The 14,730-nt window shown below is 39.6% G+C and carries 13 protein-coding genes and 1 tRNA gene; 6 read left to right on the top strand and 8 right to left on the bottom strand.

Annotated elements, in window-relative coordinates:
- Positions 1-37 precede the first annotated feature (37 nt).
- The 5 genes from H6G06_RS17485 to H6G06_RS17465 form a co-directional block, all read right to left on the bottom strand.
- On the bottom strand, positions 38-1,453 hold the full coding sequence (locus tag H6G06_RS17485) for a glycoside hydrolase 100 family protein (protein ID WP_190562404.1): 1,416 nt from the start codon (positions 1,451-1,453) through the stop codon (positions 38-40).
- Positions 1,454-1,826: 373 nt separating this feature from the next.
- Positions 1,827-3,275: a glycoside hydrolase 100 family protein gene (locus tag H6G06_RS17480; protein WP_190562402.1), complete on the bottom strand. Its 1,449-nt coding sequence runs from the start codon at positions 3,273-3,275 to the stop codon at positions 1,827-1,829.
- 848 nt (positions 3,276-4,123) lie between these two features.
- Positions 4,124-4,681, bottom strand: a complete 558-nt coding sequence (locus H6G06_RS17475) for a DnaJ domain-containing protein (RefSeq protein WP_190562400.1) — start codon at positions 4,679-4,681, stop codon at positions 4,124-4,126.
- A 190-nt stretch (positions 4,682-4,871) separates the two neighbouring features.
- Entirely contained in the window at positions 4,872-5,051 is a 180-nt protein-coding gene (locus H6G06_RS17470) for a hypothetical protein (RefSeq protein WP_190562398.1), read from the bottom strand.
- 217 nt (positions 5,052-5,268) lie between these two features.
- A tRNA-Ile gene (locus H6G06_RS17465) sits at positions 5,269-5,341 on the bottom strand.
- A gap of 310 nt (positions 5,342-5,651) precedes the next feature.
- Between H6G06_RS17465 and H6G06_RS17460 the strand changes: the two genes are divergently transcribed.
- Positions 5,652-6,353: a hypothetical protein gene (locus tag H6G06_RS17460; protein ID WP_190562396.1), complete on the top strand. Its 702-nt coding sequence runs from the start codon at positions 5,652-5,654 to the stop codon at positions 6,351-6,353.
- Positions 6,354-6,389: 36 nt separating this feature from the next.
- Positions 6,390-7,766, top strand: coding sequence for a hemolysin family protein (locus H6G06_RS17455; RefSeq protein ID WP_199306763.1), 1,377 nt, complete (start codon positions 6,390-6,392; stop codon positions 7,764-7,766).
- Positions 7,767-7,833: 67 nt separating this feature from the next.
- On the opposite strand, the gene H6G06_RS17450 is transcribed toward H6G06_RS17455, so the two are convergent.
- Both H6G06_RS17450 and queC read right to left on the bottom strand, forming a co-directional pair.
- Positions 7,834-8,409: a transposase gene (locus H6G06_RS17450; RefSeq protein WP_242039746.1), complete on the bottom strand. Its 576-nt coding sequence runs from the start codon at positions 8,407-8,409 to the stop codon at positions 7,834-7,836.
- Between the two features lie 23 nt (positions 8,410-8,432).
- Positions 8,433-9,107 carry a 7-cyano-7-deazaguanine synthase QueC gene (queC, locus tag H6G06_RS17445; protein ID WP_190562394.1) on the bottom strand — a complete coding sequence of 225 codons (675 nt, stop codon included), beginning with the start codon at positions 9,105-9,107 and terminating at the stop codon, positions 8,433-8,435.
- A 532-nt stretch (positions 9,108-9,639) separates the two neighbouring features.
- Between queC and H6G06_RS17440 the strand changes: the two genes are divergently transcribed.
- The 4 genes from H6G06_RS17440 (at position 9,640) to fcmC (ending at position 13,830) form a co-directional block, all read left to right on the top strand.
- The gene (locus H6G06_RS17440) at positions 9,640-10,707 is read left to right on the top strand and encodes a Gfo/Idh/MocA family oxidoreductase (protein ID WP_190562392.1); all 1,068 of its coding nucleotides are present in this window, start codon (positions 9,640-9,642) and stop codon (positions 10,705-10,707) included.
- A gap of 521 nt (positions 10,708-11,228) precedes the next feature.
- Positions 11,229-11,852 (top strand): DedA family protein, encoded by a 624-nt coding sequence (locus H6G06_RS17435; protein ID WP_190562390.1) that lies wholly within the window; start codon positions 11,229-11,231, stop codon positions 11,850-11,852.
- A 341-nt stretch (positions 11,853-12,193) separates the two neighbouring features.
- Positions 12,194-13,333 (top strand): filament morphology actin-like protein FcmB, encoded by a 1,140-nt coding sequence (fcmB, locus tag H6G06_RS17430; protein ID WP_190562388.1) that lies wholly within the window; start codon positions 12,194-12,196, stop codon positions 13,331-13,333.
- Between the two features lie 8 nt (positions 13,334-13,341).
- Positions 13,342-13,830, top strand: a complete 489-nt coding sequence (gene fcmC, locus H6G06_RS17425) for a filament morphology membrane protein FcmC (RefSeq protein ID WP_190562386.1) — start codon at positions 13,342-13,344, stop codon at positions 13,828-13,830.
- Between the two features lie 221 nt (positions 13,831-14,051).
- Here the strand turns inward: fcmC and H6G06_RS17420 are convergent, their stop codons facing one another.
- A complete protein-coding gene (locus H6G06_RS17420) occupies positions 14,052-14,630 on the bottom strand; it encodes a CPBP family intramembrane glutamic endopeptidase (protein WP_190562385.1) in 579 nt (192 codons plus the stop codon).
- Between the last annotated feature and the right edge of the window lie 100 nt (positions 14,631-14,730).

Here is a 14,730-nt window from a genome sequence, read left to right as displayed (position 1 = left end):
ACACAATTTTAACACTGTCATTTGTTCCCTATCTCTACTATACATCACAAAATCGTTCATCCTTCTCAATATCAGATTCTCCAAAATTAATTAACTCTAAATAAGCAGGATTTCGCATTAATTCTTTTGCTAATAAAAAACCTGTAATTGTCCAAGTTTGATATCTCCTCGCTTCTTTACCAATTAATGACCCACGCGCACCATCGTAATATTCTGGCCATTCATCTTGACTCAGCCTTGCTTGAGCAATTTCCACAGCACGTTCACTCAGATCAGTTCTACCTGTTTTTTGAGCGGCAGCAGTTAAAACCCACAACAAAACTGGCCAATTACCACCATTATGATATGACCAAGGTGTATTTTTAGGGTCACAACCGGTAAAAATTTTATATTCAGATTTTGATAAAGCCGGAAAACAGATTTTCATAGGCATTTTTCCCACTAAATCATCCCATTGTTCTTCAATTAAATTCATAATTGCTTGGGACTGACGTTCATTAGTGAGAGAACAAATAATAGCCATTAAATTTCCCAGAGAAAAGAAACGAGTATCTAATTGAGAAGGTCCAACATTTCCGGCTAGATAACCACCATGTTTTGGCAACCAAACAGATAAATCAGCATAGGGAATTGAATCTGCATAGACATTGAATTGGTTTACTGCTGTATGTCCATATTCTTCACTTTTAAAACGATAGATAACATTGAGGCGTTTCATATCTATCCAATAATGATGACGAATATGATCTCTTAATAAAGGTAAGCGATTCTCAATAGCTGTAACAATCTCTTCATCACCTGCACAAATTAATAATTTACGTGCTGCACGTAAAGCGGCATAAAATAAAGATTGAATTTCTAAAGGATAGCCATAAATACCCATCCGACGGTAAATCATACAAGCACCATCAGGAACTAATAGCGTTGGGTTCATATCAAACCGAGTCGCTAAACAAAGTTCCATTATTAACATAATGCCTTGCTGAAATTGAGGCTGCATGGCAAATTTTACATCTTTTGTCGCTTTCACATAAGCGTGTAAGATAATAATCCACCACAGACAAGAATCAACAGGTGTAACTCTAGCTATACCTTGTTCACCAAAATCCGCTTCTAAGGATTCTTCTCCATCTATTGATACAACTTGAAAACTGGCTGGTATCAAACCTTTACTTGGTGTATAAGCATTAAATTGGCTTTTTTTTGGTTGTAATTTTAACGTCTCTTCGAGAAAGTTACGTACAATATCATATCTACCTTTGATCAGAAAAAGTAAAGCTGATGGCACAAAATCACGAATAAAGCAATGATCGAAATTTAATATAGCTTGTGTTTGATCACAAACAGTTATTGTTCCTATAGGATTACCTTTATAATAAGTTACTGATTTTTCTAGAAGTTCCCAAGCCTGGTTTTCTAGAGTATTTACTATTGATTTTTCTTCTTCTTTCATAGGGTAACTACTCCATTTTTATGAGATTGCTTAGTAAGTCATACTTTGCTTTCTGGATGAAAAAATTTTGGTTTTTGGTTTTTTCTGATTCTTTTCTTATGATATCCTCTTTAACTTGTTACTGAAAGCTATTTATCAATAAAATAAAAAAAGCCCCATATTTTCTCATAGGGGCTAAAAATATTGTTTACCTTGGACAGTTTTTCAGATTAGTAGAAGTTCAACTATGGTGAAAATTTCGTAAGCATTCAGCGTAAAGTTGCCAACAGTCAGCTTTTGAAGGCTTGTGATCAAACTCACTATTTGATCATCTACCAATTTATCAAACATTCTAACTCCTGACTCCTGAACTCTTACAACATTTCTACATCTGTTATAGAGACATATAAGGCTGTATACTGCCCACTTCAAATTCACAAGCTCTAGAAACCGTTTCTGGAGGTAATTTATCAAAACTAACTAATGGCAAGAAATTGGGGTTATCCATGAGTTCTTTCGCTAATAAATATCCTGCGATAGTCCAGGTTTGATATTTCCTCGCTTGTTTGCCAATTAGTCTTCCTTTTTTACCATCGTAATATTCTGGCCATTCATCTTCACTTAAACGCGCTCTAGCTATTTCCATCGCTCTTCTGGCCATACCAGTTTTATTGGTTTTCATTGCTGCTACGGCTAACATCCACATTAAAACTGGCCAACTTCCGGCATTATGATAAGACCAAGGTATGTTTTTAGGATCGCATCCTGTCACAACTCTGTATTCTTCATTTTCTAAAGCCGGGAAACAGATTTTCATGGGCATATCTCCCACTAAATCATCCCATCTTTCTTCAATCAAAGTCATAATCGCTTGAGATTGTTCTTCTGTAGAAAGATCGGAAATAATAGCCATTAAATTTCCGAGGGAAAAGAAACGAGTATCTAACTGGGATGGTCCAACATTACCTGCTAAATAACCACCTTTTCTGGGTAGCCATTTATCTAATTCATAATAAGGCAGAGAATCTACATAAATGTTAAATAGATTCACGGCCGCTTTCCCATATTCTTCACTCTTGAATCGGTAAATTGCATTCAACCGAGAAATATCTATCCAATAATGTTTACGAATATGACCACATAACAAGGGTAATCTATTATCAATTGCTTCCACAATATCTTGATTACCTTGACAAATTAGTAGCTCACGCGCTACACGCAATGCAGCAAAAAATAGAACTTGAATTTCGAGAGGATGGCCATATATACCCATACGTCGGTCAATCATGCAAGCTCCATCGGGAACTAACAAGGTTGGATACATATCAAAACGATTAGCCAAACAGATTTCCATGATTAACCTGATACCTGTTTGGAATTCAGGTTGATAAGCTAGAGCATAATCATTTGTAGCAATTACATAAGCACGTAATAAAATTAGCCACCATAAACAAGAATCAACTGGTGTGACTCTAGCGATCGCGTGTTCTCCAAAATCAGCTTCTAAATGTTCTTCCCCATTGACAGAGACAACTTTGAAGCTGGCTGGTATCAATCCTCGTCCTGGTTTATATGCGTCTAATGCTCTTTCTTTAGGCTGTAACTTTAACGTTTCTTCTAGGAAATTACGAACAATATCTGTTCTACCTTTAATCAGAAAAATCAGTGCAGAAGAAACAAAATCTCTAACGAAACACTGGTCATAATTCAGAGATTCTACAGATGGATCATAGGCGGCTAAAGTCCCAATGGGACGACCTTTATAGTAAAGAATTGAATTCTCTAATGCCTGCCATGCCTCTTTTTCTATATTTTCACTTGTGCTTAATTCATTTAGTTGCATCGCCAGAATAACTCCATTTACATAGTGAATTTGTGGTGAATGCGCCTTGATTTATCATTGGTATTTGCTATAATCATCATGAGAACATGATTTTGGCAATAGCAAATATAAATCATCAATAGAGATCCTCGAACAAGAACAGTTACAACTGCCGAATATTAGCAAATTAACTAATAATTAATTTGCTTTTGATAAATTGTCTTGCGGTGAATGCCAGTTATCTGGTCATTCACATTAATCAATAAAAAAATTTGCATCAGAGCAATGACAGCAAGATATCAGGATATATTTTTAGATTCTGCATTATCCCATGATAAAACCAAGGACTGTGCTTTACCAAACAAAAACATATCCCCGCTGCTGTTTAAGGCTTCTATGAAGTTTAAACCCCTTACAGTATATTTACTTGACTAGGATTGACTGTTGGAAACTGCTAATTAAATTATTCCCCTATAACTTAACAATTTATAACCTTTTTTCGCAATATGCAATATGGATGTTTAAAAACTTTAGAATGTCAATTTTCCTCAAAACCTTTATATTCTAACCCAATAATCAAATAACAGGGCAAATAACTAGCTTCTACTCGAAAATTTACAACCTACGACGTATACATCAGTAAAACTATCCCATGGCTTTTTTTCCTGTCCTAACAGCTTGTTAGCAGCTATAAAAGCCAAAATCGCCTAATTTTTGCAATTCTACTAAATTTAGTTACATCCACTACCTTTTGATTCAAAATCAAAGTAGAGACGTTCCATGAAATGTTGCTACATCAAATCATGAAACATCTTGAAAATAAAAATTAACTGTAACTACTTACACAATTTCCTGTTGGAAAATCCGATTTATTTTTTAACATTAACAAGCATCTGAAAATGTTGATAAGCTTGATTAACTGCTTGCATTGCAGCTTTAGCAGTAGCCGTTGTGTTAATATCAGGATGATATAATCTAGCCAATTGTCGATAGGCAAGTTTTACATCTTGAGGATGAGTATTTTTATCAACTCCTAATATTTCCCACCATTCCCCAGTTAAAGTTAAATATTCGCTGTTTTCTAGCTGTTGCCAAATTTTGATTATTCTACCATCACCACCACTAACAAGAATTTTTCCATCAGGTGAAAATGTTATAGGACTCATACCAGAAAGAGTTTCTAAAATTTCCCCAGTTTGCAAATTCCAAAGTTTGATAATTCCGTCTTTGCTACTACTAGCAATAGTTTTACCATCTAGGTGAATAGCTATAGATAACACTGCTGTTGAATGTTGGGTAAAAGTGCATTGTAATTCTCCAGTTTGTAAATTCCAGATTTTAATAGTGTTATCGCTACTTCCACTAATCAATGTTTTACCATCTGGAGTAATAACTAGAGTATTTACCTCTGCTAGAGCAGTTCCCATGCTCGTGAGGTAGAAGGTTGTTTAGTTTTAGGGAACAGAAAATAAATTGATGTGTACTTCATTAGACTGGGAAACGCTATAAATGCTCAGTGAGCATCAAACGTTGTTGTCCAATTTGTCAATGCGTAAGTCCTGAGTTTGATGTTTTAATGATATAAAAAAAATTATAATATGGTCATTGCAACATAGTTTAAGAAACTTGAAAAGCAATCGCGCGGTAATCGTCTAACAGGGGCAAATCAGTAATTTCAATCACTTGATTCTTTTGATCCCAAATAGCTAATAAAGGGGTTGGTTGGGGTAAAAAAATTATTCCTTCCACTGGTTGAGAAATGGAAGCGATCTGATACTGAGCAATTTGTAGTCGCAATAGATAGCGATCGCAAAAGAAGGCATGGATTGCTGAGGAATTCGACTTTGAATTAAGATTTTAGGCTTCATTTACATAATTCATGACTTACGCATTAAAAATAAATACAAAATATGAAACCTGGGTTTCAGATTTTCAAACATGATTTTTTTAGCGGTTTTTTAGTTATCGCTATCAGCAAGCCCTAAATATGTAAATTTAACATCATCTTAAAAAGTGCGCCCTGCTGGAATCGAACCAGCCTGAAGACGAATTATGAGTTCGTTGCCTCCCCAATCGGCCAAAGGCGCTTGTTGTGCTAGATTTTAGTTTTGTCTACTTAAGCTTTAATGCTAACTCTTTGTTATTATTTGAGCTTGAGTCAATGATTTTTGACTTTTAGACAAATGCACGTCTATTAGTATAGCATGATTTTACAACATGAGCAAAATTAAAAAAAAATTTCTAGTTTAGGCAGGTAATTGGGAAAGAAGGGAACACGGAATAGGTAAATAATGTTCTCCCCAGTCCCCAGTCCCCAATACCCAATACCCAGTCCCCAGTCCCTGTCTTTCTTGACTAATATATAAACTACGTTTTTTCTGTAATAGCTTGTCAGCGATGAAAATAAATTCCACTGTAGTTCTGACGTTGATTTTGTTAACCCTAATGCTGGGAGCAGGTTCTGTGAGCGCCTTTTTGGGGTTTTCGATGGGAAGTTCTGCTCTCAAGGGTGTGACATCACCAGATGGTCGTCCCACAACTAAATTTGCCAGTAATAAGAATAATAACGCTCAATCGGCAGGAGTAGCCCTCTTAAAAGAGGAAGATATTCTCAAAACTGTCAAAGCGCGAATGCAGGATAATAAACCTGATAACAAAGCCAAAAAACAAGACGAGGATGAAGAAGAAATCAAAGCCAAGAAGTCTGAAGCCGAGGAAAAGCGCGAAGAAGTCACGGAAGAAAAACTAGAACCAGGATTTCCGGTTGTAGCTGAGAGCGAGGGTGTAACCATGTCTGTACAATCGGCTCGTTACTCTGGTGGTGAGCTATTACTAAAAGTGAAAATGCAAAATAAAAGTGCTGATTCTGTACGGTTCCTCTATAGTTTTTTAGATGTCACTGATGATAAAGGCAGAACTTTAAGCGCCATCACAGAAGGACTACCCGCCGAATTACCAGGCAAGGGACCGACATTTACAGGCACAATCAGCATTCCCACAGCTTTACTGGATGATGTCAGTAATATATCACTGGCACTAACGGATTATCCTGCTCAAAAACTAAAGTTACAGGTGTCCGATATTCCTGTGGAAAAATAGAAATGCTATTGTTAGCGTTTTAGTATCGGCGTAATTTTGACACGAGCTTTAGCGGTGAGTGCTTCTTCTGAGTTAATTTGGACAGATTTAGGGTTGAAATTGTTGTCAGTGCTACTGCTGATTGCGATTAATGCCTTTTTTGTGACAGCGGAATTTTCAATGGTGACAGTGCGGCGGACTCGTATCCATCAGCTGGTTCAGGCTGGTGACATACCTGCGATCGCTGTAGAAATGTTACAACGTAGTATTGACAGGTTGCTATCTACTGCTCAATTAGGTATTACCCTCTCTAGTTTGGCATTAGGTTGGATTGGAGAAAGTAGCATTGTGGTGCTGGTGGAAGCATGGTTAAAATCCTGGCCTTTACCTGGGAGTTGGAGTAATTTTCTAGCTCATTCTCTATCAGTTCCCCTGACCTTTTTTTTAATTGCTTATTTGCAAATTGTTTTAGGGGAGTTATCTCCTAAATCAGTTGCTATGTTGTATTCAGAACAACTGGCCAGATTTTTGGGTCCTTCTGTTAAAGCCATAGTCCGTTTTTTCAGCCCAGTGATTTGGATTCTCAACCAATCAACCCGTTACCTGTTACGATTATTTGGCATTGAATACACAGGTCAAAGTTGGAGACCACCAGTTACCCCTGAAGAATTGCAACTGATTATATCTACAGAACGGGAATCAACAGGTTTAGAATTATCAGAAAGAGAACTGCTTAACAACGTCTTTGAGTTTGGGGACATCACCGCCCAAGATGTAATGATTCCCCGTACCAGCATTATCGCTTTACCAGAAGATGCCAGTTTCCAGTCATTACTTCAGGAAATTACCTCTACTGGTCATTCCCGCTATCCCATCATTGGTGAATCTTTAGACGACATTCGCGGTATTGTTTACTTTCAAGATTTAGCAAAACCTTTAGCTACTGGGAGACTGACATTAGAGACACAAATTCACCCTTGGATGCGTCCCCCCCGGTTTGTCCCAGAACAGACTCTTTTGAGCGAGTTATTGCCCATGATGCAGCAAGAAAAACCAGCTATGGTGATTGTGGTGAATGAATTTGGCGGTATTGTGGGACTGGTGACAATTCAAGATGTGATTGCTGAAATTATTGGTAATGCAGGTGAACAAGGAATCAGCAATGACTTGCTCATCGAAATGTTAGACCAGCAAACATTTTTAGTGCAAGCACAGATAAACTTAGAAGAACTCAACGAAGTCTTAAATATTAACTTACCCTTGACACGAGAATATCAAACTTTGGGCGGCTTTTTACTTTATCAGTTACAAAAAATTCCCACTAAAGGGGAAATCTTACATTATCAAAATCTTGAATTTACGGTCATGTCAGTTATTGGACCCCGCTTGCACCAAATTCAAATTAGAAAATTGCCAGATGACGCTTCAGGTTAAATAGTTCCAAAAAACATAGACAAATATCTCATGCCTTTCGTTTGCCGGGAATAACCCCGACGGGGCGTTAGCGAAGCTCCTCCGAAGGAGGCACTACAACGCCCCCTATCCCTAGACTAAACGCTGTCGGGACTACTTTACGTAAAATATTCAAACTACCATTCACATCAGCGTGAATCAGTTTACCATTACCAGCTTTATAAAGCTTAGTTCTGATTCTTCGACCACTAAATTTCACTTCTTGTGAGTCAGCTTTGCCATAAGTAGGAATAGTATCTTGGTCTAAAAAAGAAGCTACACTCGTGTAAGACTCCTCAGCAACCAATACCTTTATCCCTACTAACTTCGCCTTATAACTCAACTGCTGCACAAATCGAGCATGGGGAATACAAACAAAGTTTTGATTATTTCGGCTGCCCAAATTAGCATTTTGCTTCCACAGTGGATTTTGACCTATTACTAAAGTCCCAATCCCCTGCTTCGCTAAATGGTCAATAATTAACCGACTCGCTTTATGCAGATAATCATCTACTCGAAAATTCCGTTTTTTAGTTAAACTTTGTAATCGTTTAGATGTCTTTTGATGACTTGGTAGTAAAGATCTGAGTTTACCGTTTCTTTGATTATAATAACGGTTAGCCAAAGCTTACAAATCATTCTGACTATCTATAAATAATCAACAGGATCTTTCAAACCCAACTGGGCAAAAGCATCTAACCGCAACCGACAAGAATCGCAAACCCCACAAGCTTGATCACCACCAGCATAACAAGACCAAGTTAACTCCCAAGGTACACCCAACTGATTGCCAAGTTGGATAATTTCGGTTTTCTTCAAATTAATTAGCGGTGCAATAATGTTAATAGGTTGCCCTTCCCGGCCTTGTTTAGTTCCCAAGCGGAAAACTTCCTGCATCGCTTGGATATAATCAGGACGACAATCAGGATAACCAGAGTAATCTAAAGCATTAACGCCGATGTATACACGTTGTGCGCCGATAGTCTCAGCATAACCCAAAGCAAAACTTAAAAAAATAGTATTCCGAGCCGGGACATAAGTGACAGGAATATTTTGTGACATCTCATCGAGGGAACGATCTTCAGGTAGAGCGATCGCATCATCCGTCAAAGCTGAACCACCCCATAGCCGTAAATCAAAATTAACTATCTGATGTTGAACTACCCCTACAGATTTCGCTACAAACATAGCTGATTGTAACTCTCGGCGGTGTCGCTGCTGGTAATCAAAGGAAATGGCGTAACATTCACAACCATCAGCCCTAGCTTGGTAGAGAACCGTAGCAGAATCCAATCCCCCAGACAACAGAATTACAGCTTTCATCACTCAAAATCACCCTAAAAAATCGCTAACACCAATTTCACCCAAAAGGTGAGACAATCAACAAAATGCAACAAACAGAAAATTAAGTTCAAAATGCAAATCAAAATGCAAAAAATAATTTACAGTATCGATGGCAACATTTTTACAGACAATCTTGCTGAAAATTGCAGTTATTGATAATTTTACTGAAGCATAAATGTAATCAATTTATCCAGCCCGAAATCAAGTAGTTATCTTAGTTATTAATTGCCTAACTGCCACTTGAGAACTATCACTTAGGTCTTACAGAGATTGTAAAGTCAGCAAAACAACACATTCTCTTTGGTGTCAATTACAAACAATAGGGCAATTAATAACTATCTATCCAAAAGTTAGCAAGATAGTGGGAACTGAACATAAACTTTGAAATTCTTCATAAATAGAACCACTATGTTACCATCTGGATGGTTTTAGACGGATCGCACCTGGCAGTTCAGTATAAATGCCAACGACCGTAGCGTCTCTAAATTTGGTGGTTGAGGAGAAAATAATAGTGCAGAATAGCATGTCAGTGGCAGAACCAAATCTATATTCACAGCGCAACCAGCCACGAGCAATCCGCATAGGCGTGATTGGGGTGGGTAACATGGGACAACATCACACCCGCGTATTGAGTTCAATGAAAGATGTTGAACTGATAGGCGTTTCCGATATTAACGTTGAACGAGGCTTAGAAACCGCCAGCAAATACAAAGTCCGTTTTTTTGAAGATTATTGCGACTTGCTACCCCATGTAGATGCAGTTTGTATTGCTGTTCCCACGCGCTTACATTATGCCGTAGGCATCAACTGTCTGTTAGCGGGAATTCATGTTTTGATTGAAAAGCCAATCGCTGCGAGTATTTCTGAAGCGGAATCTCTAGTCAACGCTGCTGCTGAGTCTCAATGTATTTTGCAAGTAGGACACATTGAGCGTTTTAATCCAGCGTTTAGAGAACTGAGCCAAGTCTTGAAAACAGAGGAAGTCCTGGCGTTAGAAGCTCATCGGATGAGTCCTTATTCAGCCAGGGCGAATGATGTTTCAGTCGTGCTGGATTTAATGATCCATGACATTGACCTACTTTTAGAATTAGCTGGTTCTCCCGTCGTCAAATTGACAGCTAATGGTACTCGTTCCCTAGACTCTGGTTATTTAGATTATGTGACTGCCACCTTGGGCTTTGCCAATGGTATTGTCGCCACTCTCACCGCCAGTAAAGTCACTCACCGTAAAATTCGCCGCATCGTCGCCCATTGCAAAAATTCATTCACTGAAGCCGATTTCCTCAAGAATGAAATTTTGATTCATCGCCAAAATTCCCATCCTCATAATGACCATCGGCAAGTCCTTTACAGGCAAGATGGTTTGATAGAAAAAGTCTATACTAGTAACGTTCAACCTCTTAGCGCAGAGTTAGAGCATTTTGTCAACTGTGTGCATGGAGGCAATCAGCCTTCCGTTGGTGGTGAACAAGCCCTAAAAGCTCTGAGATTAGCCAGTTTAATTGAGCAGATGGCTGTAGAAGAGCGGGTTTGGAACCCATTAGAATGGCAATCCGAATCGAGATTAGCATTGTCATGATTGATTATTTACTAAACAATGTTCAATATTGCTGAACAAAGCTAGAGTGTTGAGGTATCAATTGCGAGATGCTAAAATCAATCCTGATCGGCATTGCGCCGTGCCTGATAGCTTTGACCAGTGGCAGGAAAGTCATGGTTGATTAAGAGCGTCAGCGTCAAAACCAAGACGTGAAAAATAGGTGGTCAATAAGCGTTGTAGATTTACACCTACAACTTTGAGGGATTCCTCCTTCACCGAAAGGTGATGAGATCGTTACATATTCAGCATTGTTCAACGGTGTTGAGATGTGTAAGCGCGTAAATGAATCAGTACAATCATTAACGCCAACTGTCTAGAAGAGGTGACAGGTGACAGGTGACAGGTGACAGGTGACAGGTGACAGGTGACAGGTAGAAGGTTATTCTCCCCACTTCCCATGTTCCCTGTTCCCTAATCCCTATTCCCTATTCCCTATTCCCTATTCCCTATTCTTTATTCCCTAATCCCTCATCCCTATTCCCTGTTCCCTGTTCCCTAATATGCTCGAATGGATAACTAACACTATCAACTCCTTGGGATATTCAGGAATCGCTCTACTGATGTTCTTGGAGAATGTATTTCCCCCCATACCTTCGGAATTGATTATGCCACTGGCAGGATTTACAGCCAGTCCTTACCAACCAGGAGGGGCAAAACTAAATATATTGGGCGTATTTTTATCAGGACTTTTGGGTTCAGTAGCTGGCGCACTGGTCTGGTACTATCCAGGTAAATTCTTGGAAGAACGACGCTTGAAAAAACTAGCCAACAAGTACGGTAAGTGGCTGAGTATATCTAGCGAAGATATTGATAAGGCTAAAAGCTGGTTCAACAGACAAGGTGGGAAAGCAGTATTAATTGGTCGTCTTGTGCCGGGAATCCGTACCTTAATCTCTGTTCCCGCAGGTATGAGCAATATGCCCTTGCTGCCTTTCTTATTCTACACCACCCTTGGTAGTGCTGCCTGGGTTGCCTTGCTCACATATTCTGGATACTTGTTAGGAACTCAGTATGAACTTGTGGATACATACCTTGCCCCTGTATCTAAAATTGTCCTGGGGGGTGTAGTGCTGGTATTCTTCCTTTGGATACTCAAGCGCAAACGTCAAGGAACTGGCAGATGAATTTAGTTCAGTCAAACAATATGTATAGCAATGTATAGCAGTTGCTAAGGTGATGAGGACAAGCTGACAAGCTCAAATTCTCAACTCCTGATTAGACAAAGGTTTTCCAAATCTGACTGCTTTACAAACCTTCTACCGGAACTTATCCACTGACTACTTGCTATATGTGAACATTTCGCCTATACCATGAAGCCAAAATAATGCTAAATTTTCAATCGCCTACAATAAATTTTGACGTATTTCTAGCTACACTTGACCCAACTGAAAATTTTTCTGATCTTGCATTTTTGTAAGATGGGCATGATAACTTTTTACAGTTAAGTCACCACATAGGAGCTTTCATGACAGACCAACCGCCCGTAGCTAACCCAATGAATGCCGCTGCTATACCCATGAATCGAGTAACGGCAACCCCTATAAATAATAATGCTAATAAGCCCCTCAGCACTTCTGGTAAAAACATTCTCAGCGTTGACTTAGGTAGAACCTCTACCAAAACTTGTGTCAGCCGTGAACCTGCGAATGTGGCTTTCATACCTGCTAATGTCAAGCAGATGTCAATTGAAGAAATCAAGGGTGGCGTGTTTGAATCCAAAGCAACTGATCCTTTGATGGATTTGTGGCTGGAATATAAAGGCAGTGGCTATGCTGTAGGGCAGTTAGCAGCGGATTTTGGCGCAAATTTAGGAGTTGGACAATCTAAGGTAGAGGATGCACTAGCTAAAGTTTTAGCTTCTGCTGGCTACTTTAAACTCAAGGACGAAATTTCTGTAATTGTTGGTTTGCCTTTCCTGTCTCTAGAACAATTTGAGAAGGAAAAAGCCCAGCTAATTAGCTTAGTGACCGGACCCCATGTATTAAATTTCCGTGGTGAATCTTTATCACTCAATATCACTAAAGTTTGGGTGATGCCAGAAGGTTACGGCAGTTTGCTATGGTCTGAAGCTCAACCTAATAAACCAGCGACAGCCCCCGATTTTACAAAAATGTCAGTAGGCATTGTCGATATCGGTCATCAAACGATTGATTGTATCATGGTAGATAACTTCCGCTTTGCTAGAGGTCTTTCTCAAAGTGAAGACTTTGGCATGAACAAGTTTTATGACCTGGTGGCTAACGAAATACACGGGGCTGATAGTCAATCTCTCGCATTGATTTCTGCTGTTAATAAGCCCAAAGGTGAGCGTTTTTATCGTCCTAAAGGTGAAAGCAAGCCCACCAACTTAGATGATTTTCTGCCTAACCTCACAGAGCAGTTTTCGCGGGAAATTTGTTCTCGCGTTTTAGCCTGGTTGCCAGAGCGTGTGACAGATGTGATTATTACTGGTGGTGGTGGAGAGTTCTTCTGGGAAGATATACAACGTCTGCTCAAAGAAGCCAAGATTAATGCCCATCTAGCTGCACCCTCTCGCCAAGCTAACGCTTTAGGGCAGTATCTTTATGGAGAGGCGCAATTGTCTGCTGTTCGCGCTGCTAGGTAATAAAACTGATGTTCCAATGGTCAAAAAAGGTAGTTAAATCCGTCACTTTTAATCCAGAAATTGGTGATGAGAGCTTGTTAGCACAGGTAGAAAGTTTCTTGGAGGCACAGCCAGAAAAGACTTTCAGCGACCTCTGTAAAGAGGCTCTTTGGCAAGCTTTATGTGTACCGGACTCTGTACCACCTTCTCCGAATACAGCAGCACTGCCGATGGAACAACAAATCGGTGAGTTGCAACGTCAAATAGCTGGACTTGAGGAACGTTTTTTTGCTAAGGAATCCAATCGTTTGCAGGCTATGGAAAGCCAGATATTGCAGCTTAGTCAACAAATGGCACAACTGGCAATTATGGTCAATCAAGCAGGATCTATTCAGCCTGCAAGTTCATCAGTACCAACGGCAGAGGTAGTTAACAATCCTGCTTTTATTACCGATACCACTCCCCAAGAGGTTGACCCTGTAATTAGTCGCCTGAGTTCTTTGGTTGATGATTTCTAAGGAAAAAACCAGTTATTAAGCGTTTTTACAAGATAAATCGGGAAGTGTAAGAAGTTTATTAGTTACACCCAGAAGTTTAAAACAATTTCTGGGTGTAATATCTTTTTAGGAGGCAGAAGGCAGAAGGCAGAAGGCAGGAGGTAAATATTTATTTCTCCCCACCTCCCCATCTTTACTGTCACCTGTCACCTGTCACCTGTCACCTGTCACCTGTCACCTGGCTATAATTGCCGGATTTTCCACAAATAGCTAGATAGGCAATTTGTGAGGATATGAGCCAGTATTGGCACTAACAAGTTGCCACTCAATAAGGCGCTATAGGCCAAGATGATACCGATAATACTTGCCCAAATCACATAAGGCCATTGTTCGGAACCACTGAGGTGTAAAACTCCAAAACAAAGACTTGAGACAATAACGGCTACATGGTCAGCACCTAAAGCTGGTAGCATGACACCGCGAAATAATAATTCTTCACTTAAACCCGGTAACAACCCCAGCCAAATCAAGTCTGGTAAAGCTAAAGGTTTAAGTACCATTTCTAGGTAATAATCTGCACTTTGACGATAGGGAGGAGAAAAGCGATAAGCTAAACCACTGAAAACAGTGATGACTAAACCCAACCCCAAACCCAAAAATAAATCTCTGGGCTGCCAGTACAACTTAAACAGGGGAAAGTTACCAAAGCGCAACCACAGCTTGGCGACTATCCACAAAATAATCGCTGTTGCCCCCATAGCCACCAGTACTTGGGTGCGTGTGAGGTAAGGAATTTCTGGTTCTTGTTTTTGTTCAACCACAGGCGTTTAGATAATGGGGACTGGGGAATAGGGGAGCAGGGGAGCAGGGGAGCAGGGGAGCAGAGGAGCAGGGGAGCAGGGGAGCAGGGGAGCAGGGGAG

The sequence above is a fragment of the Anabaena sphaerica FACHB-251 genome (assembly GCF_014696825.1).
In the GTDB taxonomy this organism is placed as follows: Bacteria; Cyanobacteriota; Cyanobacteriia; order Cyanobacteriales; family Nostocaceae; genus RDYJ01.
This window is presented reverse-complemented; position numbering and strand designations above follow the sequence as displayed.

What these genes read in the sequence shown, in the direction of transcription:
- H6G06_RS17485 (WP_190562404.1), bottom strand. Translation starts at nt 1,453, where the DNA reads ATGAAAGAAGAAGAAAAATCAATAGTAAATACTCTAGAAAACCAGGCT.
- H6G06_RS17480 (WP_190562402.1), bottom strand. Translation starts at nt 3,275, where the DNA reads ATGCAACTAAATGAATTAAGCACAAGTGAAAATATAGAAAAAGAGGCA.
- H6G06_RS17475 (WP_190562400.1), bottom strand. Translation starts at nt 4,681, where the DNA reads ATGGGAACTGCTCTAGCAGAGGTAAATACTCTAGTTATTACTCCAGAT.
- H6G06_RS17460 (WP_190562396.1), top strand. Translation starts at nt 5,652, where the DNA reads ATGAAAATAAATTCCACTGTAGTTCTGACGTTGATTTTGTTAACCCTA.
- queC (WP_190562394.1), bottom strand. Translation starts at nt 9,107, where the DNA reads ATGAAAGCTGTAATTCTGTTGTCTGGGGGATTGGATTCTGCTACGGTT.
- H6G06_RS17435 (WP_190562390.1), top strand. Translation starts at nt 11,229, where the DNA reads ATGCTCGAATGGATAACTAACACTATCAACTCCTTGGGATATTCAGGA.
- fcmB (WP_190562388.1), top strand. Translation starts at nt 12,194, where the DNA reads ATGACAGACCAACCGCCCGTAGCTAACCCAATGAATGCCGCTGCTATA.
- fcmC (WP_190562386.1), top strand. Translation starts at nt 13,342, where the DNA reads ATGTTCCAATGGTCAAAAAAGGTAGTTAAATCCGTCACTTTTAATCCA.